Raw genomic sequence first — 15,772 nt, forward strand, 5'->3', positions numbered from 1 at the left:
CCCTAGCCGCGCGCGTCCCAAGTGCCTAACCCAAAGACAGACCAACAGGAGGTTTCCCACATATGCATGACGCCCTGTTCCAGCCGCTCCAGATGGGCGCGCTTCACGCGAAGAACCGCATCCACATGGCCCCCCTCACCCGCGGGCGCGCGGCCGAGCCGATGTTCGTGCCCAATGAGCTGATGGCGACCTATTACCGCCAGCGCGCAGGCGCCGGGATGATCCTGACCGAAGCGACCGGCATCAGCCGCGAGGGCCTCGGGTGGCCGTCGGCGCCCGGCATCTGGTCGGACGAGCAGACCGAGGCCTGGAAGGCCACCACGAAGGCGGTGCACGAGGAAGGCGGCCTCATCGTCATGCAGCTGTGGCACATGGGCCGCATCGTCCACCCCGTGTTCCTCGACGGCCAGCCGCCCTTCTCGGCGAGCGCCACCACCGCGCCGGGCGAAGCGCACACGCCGCAAGGCAAGCAGCCCTATGCGCAGGCACGCGAAATGACGCTCGAGGACATCAAGCGTACCATTGCCGACTACCGCCGCGCCGCCGAGAACGCCAAGAAGGCGGGCTTCGACGGGGTGCAGCTCCACGGCGCCAATGGCTACCTTGTCGACCAGTTCCTGCGCGACAAGACCAACCTGCGCACCGACGAATACGGCGGCTCGCCCGAGAACCGCACCCGCTTCATGCGCGAAGTCCTGGAAGCGCTGATCGACGTGTGGGGTGCGGACCGCGTCGGCATCCGCCTTTCGCCCAACGGGGATTCGCAGGGAACGGACGACAGCAACCCGCCCGCGACCTTCGGCGCGGCCGCCAAGGTGTGCGAGGAGCTGGGCCTCGCCTTCGTCGAACTGCGCGAGCCGGGGCCGGAGGGCACCTTCGGCCAGACCGACGTGCCCAAGCAGAGCCCGCTGATCCGCCAGATCTACACCGGCAAGCTGATCCTCAACAGCGACTACACCGCCGAGCAGGCCGAGGCCGATGTGACCAGCGGCAAGTGCGACGCGGTGAGCTTCGGGCGGCCCTATATCTCCAACCCCGATCTCGAAAAGCGTATCGCCGTCGGCGCGCACTGGAACCCCAACAAGGACGTGCCCAAGAGCTGGTACTTCCCGATCCCGCAGGGCTACATCGACTACCCGACGCTCGAGGAAGAACAGGCCCAGGCGGCCGAGTAATCGGCGCGGTCTATTCGAAAGGTTCGGGGGCCGAGGCGGCAGGGGCTGCTCCGGCCCCCTCGCTTTCCGGCCCGCCCTCGATCCCCGGTGCGGGCGTGACCTCGGGCTGCTCTGCGTCGATGCTGCCGACCGGCACCGCCTGGCGCGGCGCGAGGGGGGCTTGCGAATCGAGCTGTTCGAGCGGGATCATCGCGTCGCTGATCGAACCGGGCAGCACCTCGCCCGAGGCCGCGCCGCCCTGTTCGGCAGGGGAGTCGGCAGCCTGCTGCTCGCAGGCGGCAAGCGCCAGCGGCAGGGCGAGGAGAAATGTGCGCTTCATCGGCACCCCCTCTTCGCGGCCGCATCGAGTGCGTCAAGAAAATCGTCATGGCACGCGATCAGCGCTGCATCCCATTCCTCGGCCGAGACCCGCACCCCCAGCCGTGCGAGGCTGGTGACGCCGTATTCGGCGATGCCGCAGGGCACGATCCCGCCGAAGTGCGCGAGGTCAGGATCGAGGTTGACCGAGAAGCCGTGCATCGTCACCCAGCGCCGCACCCGCACGCCGATCGCGCCGATCTTGGCTTCCGAGCCGTCGATGTCGCGGGTCCAGATGCCGACGCGGCCCTCGGCGCGCCAGCTTTCGACCCCGAACCGCGCGAGCGTGGCGATCACCCAGCCCTCGATCGCGTGGACGAAGCAGCGCACGTCCTTCCCGCGCTTTGCCAGATCGAGCACCAGATAGCCGACCCGCTGGCCGGGGCCGTGATAGGTGTAACGCCCGCCGCGCCCGGCCTCGACCACCTCGAAACGCGGATCGACCAGCTCGGCAGGGTCCGCGCTGGTGCCGGCGGTGTAGACGGGCGGATGCTCGAGCAGCCAGACGAGCTCGGCGGCGCGCCCTTCGTGGACGGCAACGTTCCTCGCCTCCATGGCCTCCAGCGCCCAGGCATAGGGCACCGGCGCGCTCTCGCGCACCCATTCGATCGGGAATGCGGCCTCGCGGGCCGGAGCAGTGCTTGCCATGGCGCACCGGTGGGGGCATTGAGCGGCGAGATCAAGAGGCGATTGCGCGGCAGCCGCGCCGGCTTCGTGGCTCGACGGGATCGAAAAGGGCACCAGATGGCACACCGCAAGCTCGACATGGGCAAGGCCTGGACACAGGCGACCGGGATGATCGGCGCCAATCGCGACCTCGTGAGCGTGCTGGCGGGGATCTTCCTGTTCCTGCCGCTGTTTGTGGTGATTTACGCCCTGCTGACCAGCGGCTTGGATTTCGGCGGCGGGAGCGAGCCCGATCCCGAGCGCGTGGCGGCGCAGATCAATGCCTTCATGCTCGCGAACTGGTGGGCGCTGCTGCTGGCGCTGATCGGGCAGTTGTGCGGCGGGATCGCGATCCTCGCCTTGCTCGGAGACCCGTCCCGCCCGACGGTGCGCGAGGCACTGGGCGCGGTGCCGCGGCTGATCCTGCCGGTGCTGGGCGGGCAGCTGCTCGTGGGCCTTCTCACCCAGCTCCCCTCCTTCCTCGCCAGCCTGCTGCCCGACATGGCCGAGGCGGCGGCGAGCCTGATCATCCTGCCGGTGACGCTCTACCTGACGGTCAAGTTCGCGCTGGTGAGCGCAGTGATCGTGATCGGGGGCAAGCGCAATCCCGTCACCGCGATGCGCGAATCATGGCAGCTCACCAAGGGCAATTCGTTCCGCCTGTTCCTGTTCTTCGTCTCGCTGGTGCTGCTGGGGACGGTGATCGCGTTGATCCTGCTGCTGGTCGTGGGCCTGGTCTTCTCGGCGCTCGGTGAAAGGGTCGCGATGATCGGCAACACCGCCTTCTTCGCGCTGCTGCTGACGGTGTTCTACACCGTCTCCTACGCGCTCACCGCGGCGATTTATCGCCAGCTCTCCCAGATCATCCCGGACGAGGAACCGGACCTCTTCGAGTAAGGGCACCCCTGCCGCGATGGCCGAGACCGACCCCGAGCCGACCCGAGAGGCCCCGACCTCCGCCGGAGCCCCCGCCGCCCGCCGGACGGGCGCGATCCCGCCCGCGCGCATGGCGCTGCTGTTCATGGTGATGCTGGTCACCGCCGCGGGCAACACCGCGATGCAATCGGTGATGCCGTCGATCGGCACGGCGCTGGCGGTCGAGGACGTGTGGATCAGCCTCGCCTATTCATGGTCGGCGCTGCTGTGGGTTGTATGCGCCCCGTTCTGGGCGCGCCGCTCGGACAAGCGCGGGCGCAAGGCGATGATGGCGCTGGGGCTTGCGGGCTTCATCACCTCCTTCGTGCTGTGCGGCGCGGCATTGTGGGCGGGGCTGGCGGGCTGGATGTCGGCCCTGTGGACCCTCATCGCCTTCGCCGCCGCGCGCAGCCTCTATGGCGGTTTCGGCAGCGCCGCGCCGCCGGCGGTGCAGGCCTACGTCGCCTCGCGCACGCCCCGGGCGGAACGCACGCAGGCGCTCTCTTTGATCGCCTCGAGCTTCGGGCTCGGCACGGTGATCGGCCCGGCGCTGGCACCGCTGATGGTGCTGCCGTTCCTCGGCATCGGCCTGACCGGCCCGTTCCTGTGCTTCGCCGCGATAGGGGTGGTCGCCCTGGTGCTGCTGCGCTGGCGCCTGCCCGACGACGAGCCGCAATATGCCGCGCGCGGGGCCGCCGTCGCCTATTCCTCGAGCGGCTCGGGCGCGCCGGTCGACCCCGGCGACACGCCGGACGCGGACGAGACGGGGGAGCCGCCCCGCCTGACCTGGCGCGATCCGCGCCTGCGGCCCTGGGTCTTTGCCGGGCTGATCGGGGGCCATGCGCAGGCGATGGTGCTCGGGATCGCGGGCTTCCTCGTGCTCGACCGCCTCGGCCTGCGCGACACGCCCGCCGAGGGCGCGGGGCCGGTGGGCCTGGTGCTGATGAGCGGCGCAATCGCCACTCTGCTTGCGCAGTGGGGGCTGATCCCGCGCTTCGATCTCGGCCCGCGCGCGGCGACGCTTTGGGGCATCGCCGCAGCCGCATTCGGAACGGTGCTGCTGGCGGTGGCCGGCGATCTGCACCTCATCGCGCTGGGCTATGCCATTGCCTCGCTCGGCTTCGGCCTGTTCCGCCCCGGCACCACCGCGGGAACCTCGCTGGCCGTCACCCGTGCCGAACAGGGGCAGGCATCGGGCATCGTCGCCTCGCTGGCAGGGGCGAGCTACATCTACGCCCCCGCGCTCGGCGTGTGGCTTTACGGCCATTCCGACTGGCTGGGATTCGGGCTGATCGTGGCGCTGTGCCTGACCGTGCTGGTGCACGGGTGGTTCAAGTTGCAGGCCGACCGGGATCTGACGAAGGAGCGGGCCTGATCCTCACGCGTTCGCCTCGAGCGAAGTCGAGAGGCAAGTCACAGCTGTCTTGGCTGCGCTCGACCCGAACGGAAGTTAGAGAATTTCCAGCACCACGTCCTGCGGTCGGCACAGGCGAACGCCGTTGTCGGTTTCCACCAGCGGGCGCTCGATCAGGATCGGATCGGCGACCATCGCGGCGAGCACCGTGGCGTCGTCTGCATCGGGCAGGCCACGTTCGGCCGCATCGGTGCCGCGCATGCGCAGGCCTGCCTGCGGGGTGATCCCGGCATTACGGTAGAGCTGGGCGAGCTTCTCGGCGCTCGGCGGGGTCTTGAGGTATTCGACCACGGTCACCTCCACACGGCTGAGGTTCTCGAGGATCGCCAGTGTCTTGCGCGATGTGCCGCAGGCCGGGTTGTGCCAGATCGTCGCCTTCATTCGATGCTCCCTTGTCTTGTCCGGACGATAGAATCCTCGTGGCGGGATTGCCACAGATTGATGATTATCAATTTCAAGCCCTCGCGGCGCTTGCAGATGCGAATGGTTTTCAATAGCTGGCGTTCGCAAGACACACCGAGAGGCCTTCAACCCATGATTCTCCCCTTCGCCCGCACCGCCCTTCTGGCGGGCTGCGCCAGCATCGCCTTCCCCGCTTTCGCAGAGAACGGCGACTTGCAGCAGGGCAGCAGCAGCGGAGCGATCACCACCACCGCCGCGCAGCCCGCGACCGAGATCGTCGTCGTCGGCAGCATGGAGGACGCCGACACCATCCCCGGCTCATCCGCCATCGTCACCGAAACCGATCTCGAACGCACCCGCCCGCTCAACGTCAACGATGCCCTGCGCCTTGTTCCGGGCGTATTCGTCCGCGAGGAGGAAGGCGCGGGGATGCGCCCCAATATCGGCATCCGCGGCCTCAACCCGGTGCGCTCGACCAAGGTGCTGCTGCTCGAGGACGGGATCCCGCTCGGCTATGCCCCCTATGGCGACAACGCCAGCTACTACCACCCGCCGATCCAGCGCTTCACCCGGCTCGAGGTGTTGAAAGGCGCCGGCCAAATCCGCTTCGGTCCGCAGACCATCGGCGGCGTGGTCAACTACATCACTCCCGAAGTGCCCGACGAATTCATCGCCAACGGCACCGTCGCGGGCGGCAACCGCGACATGCTGATGCTCGACGGCATGGTCGGCGGCAGGCTCGCCGGCGGCGGCGTGCTGGTTCATGTCAACCACAACCAGACCGACGGCTTCCGCGACAACCAGGCGCTGCGCTTCACCGACATCTTCGTGAAGGGAGGCTGGGAATTCGGCCCCGACCACGGCCTCACGATCAAGCTCTCGCGCTTCCGCGAGGACAGCCGGGTGGGATATTCGGGCCTGCGCCGCGACGAATTCGCCGCCGATCCGCGCGGCAATCCCTTCGTCAACGACGACTTCCAGACCGAGCGCCTGAACGCCACCATCGCCCATCGCTGGAACCTGTCCGACAATCTGACCCTGCGCACCTCGGCCTATTACCACTACTTCACCCGCGACTGGTGGCGGCAGTCCTCGAACTCGGGCCAGCGGCCCAACGATTCGAGCGATCCGGCCTGCGGCGGCATGGCCAACCTCCTCACCGCCTGCGGCAATGAGGGGCGCCTGCGCGATTACGACACCTACGGGATCGAATCCCGCCTCGCGATCGATCACGCGCTATTCGGCATCGGCGGCGAGACCGAGATCGGGGTGCGCTATCACGAGGAACGCCAGCGCCGCCGCCAGTGGAACGGCGACACCCCCACCGCCCGCCGCCCCGGCACGAGCGTCAACGCGGGCGTGCGCGAGAACAACGAGCGCGATGCGACCGCCTTTGCGGCCTTTATCCAGTCGCGCCTCGAATTCGGCGCCTTCGCGCTCACCCCCGGCGTGCGCGCCGAGTTCATCGATTTCGCGCGCCGCAACCTGCCGATCGACATCCTCGTCGGCGGCCGCCCCTCGGGTGCGGTGACCGCCGCGACCAGCGGCACCAGCAGCCTCGACAAGGTGCTCCCCGGCATCGGCGCGACCTGGGCGATCCGCGACTACCTCACGCTCTATGGCGGCGTGCACCGCGGCTTCGCTCCGCCGCGGGTGGAGGACATCATCACCGCAGCCGGGGGCTCGGTCGATCTCGATGCCGAACTGAGCTGGAACTACGAGATCGGGCTGCGCGGCGACATCGTGCCGGGCATCGGCTTCGACGCCACCGCCTTCGTGATGGATTTCCAGAACCAGATCGTCGCCCAGTCGGTCGCCGGCGGGGTTGGCGCGACGCTCACCTCGGCGGGCGAGACGCTGCACCGCGGCGGCGAGTTCGCGCTCAACGCCTCCTCGCGCGCGGCGGGCTGGACCGGGGGCGAGACCGATGTCTTCGCGCGCCTCGCGCTGACCTGGGTCGCCGATGCCGAATACAACAGCACCCGCATCGCCACCGCTCCCTGCTTCGACGGGGCGACCACCGGAACGCTGGTGGCAACCGGCGCGGGCGCGGTGCCCTGCGGCGTCGCCCGCAATGTCGAGGGCAACCGCCTGCCCTATTCGCCCGAATGGCTCGTCTCGGGCGCGCTAGGGGTCGAGCACAAGGGCTTCACGGGGCAGGTCGAGTTGGTCAGCCAGTCCTCGATCTTCGCCGACGATGTGAACCTCATCCCCGTCACCCCCGATGGCCAGCGCGGGCTGATCGAGGGCTGGACGCAGGTGAACCTTGCCGCCTCCTACGGCCCGCCGGGCGGCAAGTGGGAGGTGTTCACCACAGCCCGCAACCTCTTCGACCGGCTTTACGTGACCGACCGGGCGCGCGGCATCCTGCCGGGGCAGCCCTTCACCATCCAGGTCGGCCTGACGCTGCGTTATTGAGTTCAGACCACCCGCCCCGCCTCCCCACCCGGCCACCAATGATACCATCAGGCTATGGTGGCCGGGTGGGGAGGCGGGGCGGGTGGTCCGTGCCACCGCAGGTGGCCCGAACAGGCTACTCCGGCTCGCCCACGCGCAGGGCCGGCACCGCCTTGGCGGCGTCCTCGGGAGTGATGCCCGGCGCAGGGGCGGCGCTGATGCGCTCCTGCCGCTGGGCCACGCGCCCGGCCTGCTCGACCGCCTTGACCAGCCGCGGATAGACCCCGCAGCGGCAGATATTCGGGATAGCGGCAGCGATGTCCTCGCGGGTCGGCGCGGGGTTGCGCTGGAGCAGCGCGGCGGCGGACATCACGATCCCGGGGGTGCAATAGCCGCACTGGATCGCCCCTTGCGCCACCAACGCCTGCTGCACGGGATGCGAACGATCGCGCGACAACCCCTCGATGGTCGTGATCAAACGCCCCTCCGCCTCGGCCAGCGTGATCGCGCAGGACCGGAGCGCCACGCCGTCGACCAGCACCATGCACGCGCCCGAGCATTCCGCCCCGCCCCCGCAGGCCTTGGTGCCGGTGAGGTTCATCGCCTCGCGCAGCGCGTAAAGCAGCGGCATGCGCGGATCGAGGTCGAACTCGACCGGCCGCTCGTTGACGGTCATGCGCGACATGGCAGGTCCTGGGCGGCGCTTACTGGCGCCAGCTGTCGTCGATCCGGTCGATCTTGCGCTTCCACGCCTCGAAGTCGAACAGCCCCGCGCCGCCCTGCCCGCTCATCACGGAAAGGTCGCGCTGGTGGACGTCGACCACTGCCTGGGGCACGAGGTTGGGATTGCCCATGGAGAGCGTCGCCACCTGGATCTCGCAGGCGCGCTGCAAGGCCCACATCTTGACGAACATGCCCTGGATCGTGCGGTCCATCACCACGGGTCCGTGATTGCGCAGCATCAGGATCGTGTGGTTGCCGAGGTTCTGCACCAGCCGCTCGCCTTCCTCGGGGCGCACGGTGACGCCCTCGAAGTCGTGATAGCCGATCTGGCCCTGGAAGTTGCAGGCGTAGAAATTGGTCGGCAGCAGCCCGTCCTTGTGGCTGCACACCGCCATGGTCGCGGTGGTGTGGACATGGCAGATTGCGTCGGCGCGGCCGCCCAGATGCTTGTGGAAATAGGCGTGCTGGGTGAAGCCCGCCTTGTTCACCATGTAGGGCGAGCCGCCCACGTTATTGCCCTCGACATCGATCTTGACGAGGTTCGACGCCGTCACCTCGGAATAGAGCAGGCCGAAGGGGTTGATGAGGAAGGTGTCCTTCTCCCCCGGCACCTTGAGCGAGATGTGGTTGTAGATCGATTCCGACCAGCCGAGATGGTCGAAGATGCGATAGCAGGCCGCCAGATCCAGCCGCGCCTGCCATTCCTCGGGGCTGCATTCGATGGTGGGTTTGAGCTGGGTTGCCATGGCCGTTCCTCTCCGTCTGCCTTGCTGCGCGGCTATCGCACGGGCGGGGAATGCTTTGCAAGCCGCGAGGCGCGCGGCTAGGCCTTGCCGGGAATGACCGCGCCCGCCCCTTCATCCGCTCGCCTCGTCAGCGGCTCGATCCCCGGACACCTCGTCAGCCAGACCCTGCCCGCGGTGATCGGGGTGGCGGCGATCATGTCGATCGGGATCGTCGATGCCTATTTCATCGGCCAGCTCGGCAGCGCGCCGCTGGCGGCGATCAGCTTCATCTTCCCCGTCGCCGTGGCCAGCACCTCGCTCGGCGTCGGGGTGATGGTGGGGATCAATTCGGTGGTCGCCAGGGCGCTGGGCGAAGGGGACATGGACCGGGCCGCCAAGCGCGCCAATTTCGGGATCGTCTTCGCGCTCGCCTGCGGACTGGTGATGGGTCTTGCACTGTGGCTGCTCATCGACCCGATCTTCTCGGCGATGAACGCGCCCGCACACCTCATGCCGCTGATCCGGGTCTACATGGCGCCCTATGCCATGGGCTTCCCGCTCAGCCTTGCAATCATGGGCTTCAACGGCGTGCTGCGCGGGCAGGGCGAGGCGAAGCGCACCAGCACCGTCAGCATCACCTATGCCGCGGCCAACTGGGTGCTCAACCCGATCCTGATCACCGGCGCCTTCGGCTTTCCGGGCTTCGGCATTGCCGGATCGGCCTATGCCACGGTGATCGGCTGGGGGGTGGGGGTCTGTGCGGCCATGTGGCTGCTGCGCGGCACGCCGCTGCCGCTCAACCTAGGGCTGCTGCGCGACTGCGACCTTGCCGAACAGGCCCGGGCCATCATCCGCGTCGGCCTGCCCGCCTCCTTCTCCAATGCGATCAACCCGCTCGGCCTCTCGGTCCTGACCGCGCTGGTCGCGCTGGAAGGCGAGGCGGCAGTCGCGGGGTTCGGCGCGGCGGGACGCTTGCAGAGCTTCGTCATCGTCCCGCTGCTCGGCCTGTCGGGCGCTATCGGGGCGATCGTGGGGCAGAACTGGGGCGCGCGCCGATTCGACCGGGCGCGCGAGGCGACGCTCTATGCGGCCGGCTTCTGCGTGGTGTGGGGGCTGCTGGTCGCCATCCTCATGATGGCGGCAGGGGCGAGCCTGGCGCGGGTCTTCACCGATGATCCCGCCGTCGTCGCCGAGTTCGATCTCTACCTCAAGATCGCCGCCTGGGGCTATGCCGGGTTCGGCCTGCTAATCGTCGGCAACGGGATCATGAACGCGGTCGACAAGGCGGCGTTCGCCCTCGTCCAGTCGGTCGCGCGGGTGTTTCTCGTGATGCTGCCGGTGGCGCTGATGCTCCAGCCGGATATGGGCTCGGCGGCGATCTTCACCGCCGAACTCGCCGCCAACCTGTTCGGCGGCGTCTCGGCAATCCTGCTGGTGCGCCACATCTTCCTGCGACAGGATCCCGCCTGGACGCCCGCGCGCTAGGCCATTGTTAACCAACCCTGCCGCATAGCCCTCGTACACGCGACAAGAGGGCGCCTTCACGCATGGACGATCTGCTGGCGGATTTCATCGCCGAGACCCGCGAGATGCTGGAAGCCTCCAGCGGCGAACTCGTCGCCTGGGAGGCCGATCCGGCCGACCGCGCGCGCCTCGATGCGATCTTCCGCTTCGTTCACACGGTGAAGGGCAACTGCGGCTTCTTCGATTTTCCGCGCCTTGCCGGCCTCAGCCATGCCGCCGAGGATGCGCTCGCCGATTGCCGCGCCGGGCGCCGCGAGCCGGACCGCGCGCTAGTGTCCGCCGTGCTCGCGATTATCGACCGGATCGTGCAGATGATCGACGCCATCGAGGCGGGCGAGACCTTTCCCGAGGGTGGCGACGAGGCTCTGATCGCGGGCCTCGATGCGTCCCCCGACACCTGCGAAACCGGAGGACCGGAGGGTGCCGAAGCGGACTCCGGTGCCGCCCTGCACGCCCCTGCGGCGAGCCTGCTGGCCTCCGGCGAGGAGCAGGCCGGCCCCGCCCGCCGCAGCGATACCGCCGCCGCCCAGCGCACCATCCGCCTGCCGGTCGAACTGCTCGACCGGGTGATGAGCGGCGTTTCCGACATGGTGCTGGCCCGCAACGATCTCGCCCACCGCCTGCGGCAGGCCGGCACCCAGCCGACCATCGACGGGCCGTTCGAGCGCCTCACCACGATCCTGTCCGACGTGCGCGACGCGATCACGCGGATGCGGATGCAGCGGATCGAGACCCTGTTCTCCGCCCTCCCCCGCCTCGTGCGCGATCTCAGCGCCGAACTCGGCAAGCAGGTGATGGTCGATCTCGACGGCGGGGACGTGGAACTCGACCGCGAGATGATCGAGACGATCCGCGATCCGCTCACCCACATCATCCGCAACGCGATCGACCACGGCATCGAGGCGCCGTCCGCCCGCCTCGCCGGGGGCAAGCGCGAGATCGGCCTGCTCGCCATCGCCGCGCGCCAATCGGGCAACACCATCTCCATCGTGATCGCCGATGACGGGCGCGGGCTGGACGAGGAACGCATCGCCGCCAAGGCGAACGCCACGGGCCTGCTCACCGCCGCCGAGCGCGCCGCCATGCCGCGCGACAAGATCCTGAACCTGATCTTCGAACCGGGCTTCTCGACCGCCGAGACAGTCAGCAACGTCTCGGGCCGGGGGGTCGGGCTCGACGTCGTGCGCCAGAACCTCGAGAAGGTCGGCGGCAGCATCAAGGTCGCCTCCGCCCCCGGGCAGGGCACCACCTTCACGCTCCAGATCCCGCTCACTCTCAGCATCATCGCCGGGCTCACCGTCGAGGCGGGCGGCCAGCGTTTCGCGATCCCGCAGAGCTACGTCGAGGAGATCGTCCAGGCCTCCTCCAAGGTGCTCGATTTCACCCGCATGGGCGAGACCGCGCTCGTCACCTTCCGCGGCAACCGCGTGCCCTGTCTGATGCTGGGCGAAGTGCTGGGCCTGCCGGCCTGCGAGGTCGCGGCGAAGGACCCGACCCTCGTGATGCTGCGCCTCGCCAGCGGCGATCTCTTCGCACTGGCGGTCGAGGGCATCCACAATCACGGCGACATCGTGGTCAAGCCGCTCGCGCCTGCCGTGATGCGCTCCGGGCTCTATGCCGGATCGACCCTGCTCGACGACGGCACGCCGGTGTTGCTGCTCGACGTGGCGAACATCGCCGCGCAGCATCACCTCGTCTCCGACACCCGCACCCGGGTGCTCGAGCTTCACGACGGCGATGCCGCCGCCGGGGCCGAGACGCACAGCCGCGCGATGCTGTTCACCGATTTCGCCGGACGCCGTTCGGCGGTGCGGCTCGAACTGGTGCAGCGCATCGAGACCGCCCCGGCGAGCGCCATCGACCGCTCCGCCGCCCGCGCGCGGGTGGTGATCGACGGGATGATCCTGCCGCTGATCGGCCTGCCCGAAGAACCCCTCGCCCAGCCGCGCGTGCGCCTGCTGCGCCTGTCTGACGGGGCCTGCGAATTGCTCCACGCGGTGCGCGAGGTCGAGGATGCGGTGGAACTGACCGAGACGCTGACCCCGGTGCCCGAGGACCCGATGATCGAGGGCATGACCCTGATCGGCGGCACGCCTGTCACCCTGATCGACGCCCACGCCCTGTTCGCCCGGTACGGCGAGCCGCCTGTCGCCGCCGTCCGTCCCGCCTGCGTCCTGCCCGAGGGCGAATGGGCGCGCACCATCCTCGCCCCGCTGGTGACCGCCGCAGGCTATGACATCGTCGCAGCCGAGGACGCCGGTGCCGCCGCGGTGGGGATCGTGTTCGAGGATGTCTACGAGGTCGCCGAAGCACTGGACCGCCCCCTGCCCGCCCGCGTGATCCGCCTGCGCGACCAGCCCGATGCGCCCGCTGGCGCGGCGACGATCTACCGCTACGACCGCGAAGCCCTGCTCGCCGCCCTCGCCGCCGCCGCACGCCCCGCCCCCGGAGAAGCCGCATGACCGGAGACCTGCTCGTCATCGCCTGCATCGCCGGACGCCGCTGCGCGCTCTCGGCGCTGGACGTGAAATCGGTGATCGAGGTTTCGGCCGTCACCCCGATCCCGCGCGCGCCGGTGTGGATCGCCGGGATCACCGCACTGCGCAGCCAGGCGCTGACCGTGATCGACTGCCGCCGCGCGATCGGCGTGGCGGGAGCGGGCGACTGGCCGACCGACCACCGCGCCATCGTCGTCGCCGACGGGGGCCATTCCTACGCGCTGCTGGTCGACGGGATCGAGGACATCACCACCGCCGCGGGCGAGGCCGGGCAGGTGCCGGGCGGATTCGGCCCCGAATGGTCGCGCATCGCCACAGGCATGATCGAGACCATGGCCGGCCCCGCGCTGCTCGTCGATCTTCCCGCACTGCTCGCCGGACCCGAGACCGCACGGCACGAAATCGAGAGCGCGGCTTAATCCAATCCTTACCAAATGGCCCTTAGTCTTGCGGCACCAATCGCAGGACAGCCCCATGAAAACTTGCCTCATCGTCGATGATTCCCGGGTCATCCGGAAGGTTTCGCGGCACATCCTCGAGACGCTCGGCTTTGCCGTGGAGGAGGCCGAGAACGGCAAGCTCGCGCTCGATGCCTGCGATGCGGCGATGCCCGATGTGGTGCTGCTCGACTGGAACATGCCGGTGATGACGGGCATCGAATTCCTCGTCCACCTGCGCCAGCGCCCGGGCGGCGACAAGCCCAAGGTCGTGTTCTGCACCACCGAGAACGATGTCGCGCATATCCGCCAGGCGATCCAGGCCGGGGCGGACGAATATGTGATGAAGCCCTTCGATCACGAGACGCTGCAGATCAAGTTGCAGCTTGTCGGGTTTGCGTGAACCGCCCCGCCTCCCTGCCGCGCAGCCCCCGCGCCGATAGCGCCAGACGCCCCTTCGCCCACGCCGGCGCCGCATCGGCGATCCGGGTGATGATCGTCGACGATTCGCTGACTGTGCGCACGATCTTCAAGCGCATGGTCGAGAGCGACCCCGCGCTGGTGATCGTGGGCACCGCATCGAGCGCCGAACGCGCCATCGCCCAGCTCTCGGAGACGCCCGCCGACGTGGTGCTGCTCGATCTCGAGATGCCGGGGATGGGCGGGCTCGATGCCCTGCCCGCGATTCTCGCCACGCCGGGCAAGCCGCAGGTGCTGGTGGTCTCGTCGCTGACGATGGACGGGGCCGAGCACACGCTTGCCGCGCTCCAGATGGGGGCCGCGGACACGCTGCTGAAGCCGCGACCGGGCGGCTTCACCGAGGATTACCGCGCGGCGCTGCTCGGCAAGATCCGCGCGCTCGGATCACGCATCGCCGAAAGCGCTGCCGAGGCCGAGACCGTCCCTGCCCGCAGTCCGTCACCCAGCTTCGCGCGCCCCGGCTTCGCGCGCCGCGCCTGGCGGCCGGAGGCGATCGCGATCGGCGCTTCGACCGGGGGGATCCACGCGCTTGGCCTGATGCTGCGCCAGCTCGGCGCCGATTTCGATCTGCCGCTGCTGATCACCCAGCACCTGCCGGCGAGCTTCATGCCGGTCTTCGCGCGCCAGATCGAGGCGGCCTGCGGGCGTCCGGCGGACATCGCCACCGATGGGCTCGCGCTCACCCCGGGCCGCATCGTCATCGCGCCCGGTCACGGCCATATCGTGGTGCGCCGCAAGGGGCCCGCTGCCGGATCGGGTCTCGTCACCCGTATCAGCACCGAACCGGCGGCGAGCGGCTGCCTGCCCTCGGTCGATCCGATGCTGGCGAGCCTTGCCGCAGCCTGCGAGGGCCGCGCCGTGGGCGTGATCCTGTCGGGCATGGGCCGCGACGGGGTGCTCGGCGCGCAGGCGCTCGTCGATGCGGGCGGCATGATCTACGCGCAGGACGCCGATACCAGCGCGGTGTGGGGGATGCCCGGCGCGGTCGCGCGCGCGGGGCTCGCCAGCCTCATCGGCCCGCCCGACCGGCTCGGCGATGCGGTGATGGCGCAGGCCTTCACCCCTGCTCCCGCCTCCGCCCCTGCCCCTGCGGCCCTGCGGTAGGGCGGCGCGACCCGATGGAAGCGAGCGAAGCCTCCCACCAGATCATCGCCGATCTGCTCGAAGCGCGCACCGGTCAGCACCTGACCGAAAGCCGCCGCTGGCGCGTCAATTCCGCGCTCGCCGGCATCTTCCGCGCGCACGGCATCTCCAATGTCGACCAGCTGGTGTGCCTGCTCGCCGCCCCGCCTGCCGGCCCGGAGGGCACCGATCTCGCGCAAGAGGTTGTCGAGGCGCTGCTCAACAACGAGACCTATTTCTTCCGCGACAAGCCGACCTTCGACCAGCTGCCGGGCGAGATCCTGCCCGAGCTCGCCAAGCGCCGCCAGAGCGCGCGCCGCCTGTCGATCTGGTCGGCGGGCTGCTCGACCGGGCAGGAGGTCTATTCGCTCGCCATGCTGTTCGCCGAACAGGCCGAACGCTGGCAGGGCTGGACGATCGACATCCTCGGCACCGATGTCTCGCACCGCGCGATCGCCGCGGCGCGCAGCGGGGTCTACAGCCAGTTCGAGGTGCAGCGCGGGCTCGGCGTCACCCAGATGCTGCGCCACTTCGAGGAAACACCGCGCGGCTGGCAGGTGCGCGACGAGGTGCGGCGCATGGTCCGCTTCGCCCAGGCCAACCTGCTCGCCCCCCACCACCCGGGACGCATCCCCTTCGATCTCGTGCTGTGCCGCAACGTGCTGCTCTATTTCGACCGCCCGACCCGCAGCGAGGCCTTCGCCCGGCTGGCCGGCGCGGTCATGCCCGACGGCTTCCTGATGCTCGGCGCGGGTGAGACCGTGGTCGGCCAGACCGAACGCTTCGTCCCCGCCTCGCGCCGGGCCAGCTTCTTCGAGCCGGTCACCAGGCCCGTCGCCGCCACGCTCCAGAAAATCGCCTGATTTCCGCCGCTGCGCGACGCTTTCGGGCGCGATGGTTTACCCTTCCTTAGCCGCTCCTCTTTAGGATGATCCGT

15 protein-coding genes are annotated in these 15,772 nt (G+C 69.3%); 10 read left to right on the forward strand and 5 right to left on the reverse strand.

The features are described from left to right. Positions 1 to 62 precede the first annotated feature (62 nt). The gene (locus tag CBR61_RS15660; RefSeq protein ID WP_088915216.1) at positions 63 to 1,175 is read left to right on the forward strand and encodes an alkene reductase; all 1,113 of its coding nucleotides are present in this window, start codon (positions 63 to 65) and stop codon (positions 1,173 to 1,175) included. A gap of 10 nt (positions 1,176 to 1,185) precedes the next feature. Here the strand turns inward: CBR61_RS15660 and CBR61_RS15665 are convergent, their stop codons facing one another. Together CBR61_RS15665 and lipB are read right to left on the reverse strand one after the other, a co-directional pair. Further along, entirely contained in the window at positions 1,186 to 1,494 is a 309-nt protein-coding gene (locus CBR61_RS15665; RefSeq protein WP_088915217.1) for a hypothetical protein, read from the reverse strand. Continuing rightward, positions 1,491 to 2,180, reverse strand: coding sequence for a lipoyl(octanoyl) transferase LipB (gene lipB, locus CBR61_RS15670; protein WP_088915218.1), 690 nt, complete (start codon positions 2,178 to 2,180; stop codon positions 1,491 to 1,493). Before lipB ends, CBR61_RS15665 begins: the two co-directional genes overlap by 4 nt. A 96-nt stretch (positions 2,181 to 2,276) precedes the next feature. Here lipB and CBR61_RS15675 point away from each other — a divergent pair, with 96 nt between their 5' ends. Continuing rightward, positions 2,277 to 3,095 carry a glycerophosphoryl diester phosphodiesterase membrane domain-containing protein gene (locus CBR61_RS15675; protein WP_088915219.1) on the forward strand — a complete coding sequence of 273 codons (819 nt, stop codon included), beginning with the start codon at positions 2,277 to 2,279 and terminating at the stop codon, positions 3,093 to 3,095. A 16-nt stretch (positions 3,096 to 3,111) separates the two neighbouring features. Beyond that, a complete protein-coding gene (locus CBR61_RS15680; protein WP_172835984.1) occupies positions 3,112 to 4,488 on the forward strand; it encodes an MFS transporter in 1,377 nt (458 codons plus the stop codon). Positions 4,489 to 4,563: 75 nt separating this feature from the next. Here CBR61_RS15680 and arsC read toward each other — a convergent pair whose 3' ends face one another. Further along, positions 4,564 to 4,908: an arsenate reductase (glutaredoxin) gene (gene arsC, locus CBR61_RS15685; RefSeq protein WP_088915220.1), complete on the reverse strand. Its 345-nt coding sequence runs from the start codon at positions 4,906 to 4,908 to the stop codon at positions 4,564 to 4,566. Between the two features lie 153 nt (positions 4,909 to 5,061). On the opposite strand from arsC, the gene CBR61_RS15690 reads away from it, so the two are divergent. Then, entirely contained in the window at positions 5,062 to 7,347 is a 2,286-nt protein-coding gene (locus CBR61_RS15690; RefSeq protein WP_088915221.1) for a TonB-dependent receptor family protein, read from the forward strand. 115 nt (positions 7,348 to 7,462) lie between these two features. Here CBR61_RS15690 and CBR61_RS15695 read toward each other — a convergent pair whose 3' ends face one another. Together CBR61_RS15695 and CBR61_RS15700 are read right to left on the reverse strand one after the other, a co-directional pair. After that, positions 7,463 to 8,011, reverse strand: coding sequence for a (2Fe-2S)-binding protein (locus tag CBR61_RS15695; RefSeq protein WP_088915222.1), 549 nt, complete (start codon positions 8,009 to 8,011; stop codon positions 7,463 to 7,465). 19 nt (positions 8,012 to 8,030) lie between these two features. After that, positions 8,031 to 8,795: a class II aldolase/adducin family protein gene (locus CBR61_RS15700; protein WP_088915223.1), complete on the reverse strand. Its 765-nt coding sequence runs from the start codon at positions 8,793 to 8,795 to the stop codon at positions 8,031 to 8,033. A 93-nt stretch (positions 8,796 to 8,888) separates the two neighbouring features. Here CBR61_RS15700 and CBR61_RS15705 point away from each other — a divergent pair, with 93 nt between their 5' ends. The 6 genes from CBR61_RS15705 to CBR61_RS15730 all read left to right on the forward strand — a co-directional run bounded on the left by CBR61_RS15705 (position 8,889) and on the right by CBR61_RS15730 (position 15,698). Beyond that, entirely contained in the window at positions 8,889 to 10,259 is a 1,371-nt protein-coding gene (locus CBR61_RS15705; RefSeq protein WP_088915224.1) for an MATE family efflux transporter, read from the forward strand. A 62-nt stretch (positions 10,260 to 10,321) separates the two neighbouring features. Beyond that, complete coding sequence (locus CBR61_RS15710; RefSeq protein WP_088915225.1) at positions 10,322 to 12,760, forward strand: chemotaxis protein CheA; 2,439 nt, start codon at positions 10,322 to 10,324, stop codon at positions 12,758 to 12,760. Continuing rightward, positions 12,757 to 13,215 carry a chemotaxis protein CheW gene (locus CBR61_RS15715; RefSeq protein ID WP_088915226.1) on the forward strand — a complete coding sequence of 153 codons (459 nt, stop codon included), beginning with the start codon at positions 12,757 to 12,759 and terminating at the stop codon, positions 13,213 to 13,215. Before CBR61_RS15710 ends, CBR61_RS15715 begins: the two co-directional genes overlap by 4 nt. A 55-nt stretch (positions 13,216 to 13,270) precedes the next feature. Continuing rightward, entirely contained in the window at positions 13,271 to 13,636 is a 366-nt protein-coding gene (locus CBR61_RS15720; RefSeq protein ID WP_088915227.1) for a response regulator, read from the forward strand. Next, positions 13,633 to 14,817, forward strand: coding sequence for a chemotaxis-specific protein-glutamate methyltransferase CheB (gene cheB, locus CBR61_RS15725; RefSeq protein WP_233996764.1), 1,185 nt, complete (start codon positions 13,633 to 13,635; stop codon positions 14,815 to 14,817). The genes CBR61_RS15720 and cheB overlap by 4 nt, the downstream gene beginning before the upstream one ends. Positions 14,818 to 14,831: 14 nt before the next feature. Beyond that, on the forward strand, positions 14,832 to 15,698 hold the full coding sequence (locus CBR61_RS15730; RefSeq protein ID WP_088915228.1) for a CheR family methyltransferase: 867 nt from the start codon (positions 14,832 to 14,834) through the stop codon (positions 15,696 to 15,698). Positions 15,699 to 15,772 lie beyond the last annotated feature (74 nt).

The organism is Porphyrobacter sp. CACIAM 03H1, assembly GCF_002215495.1.
In the GTDB taxonomy this organism is placed as follows: domain Bacteria; phylum Pseudomonadota; class Alphaproteobacteria; order Sphingomonadales; family Sphingomonadaceae; genus Erythrobacter.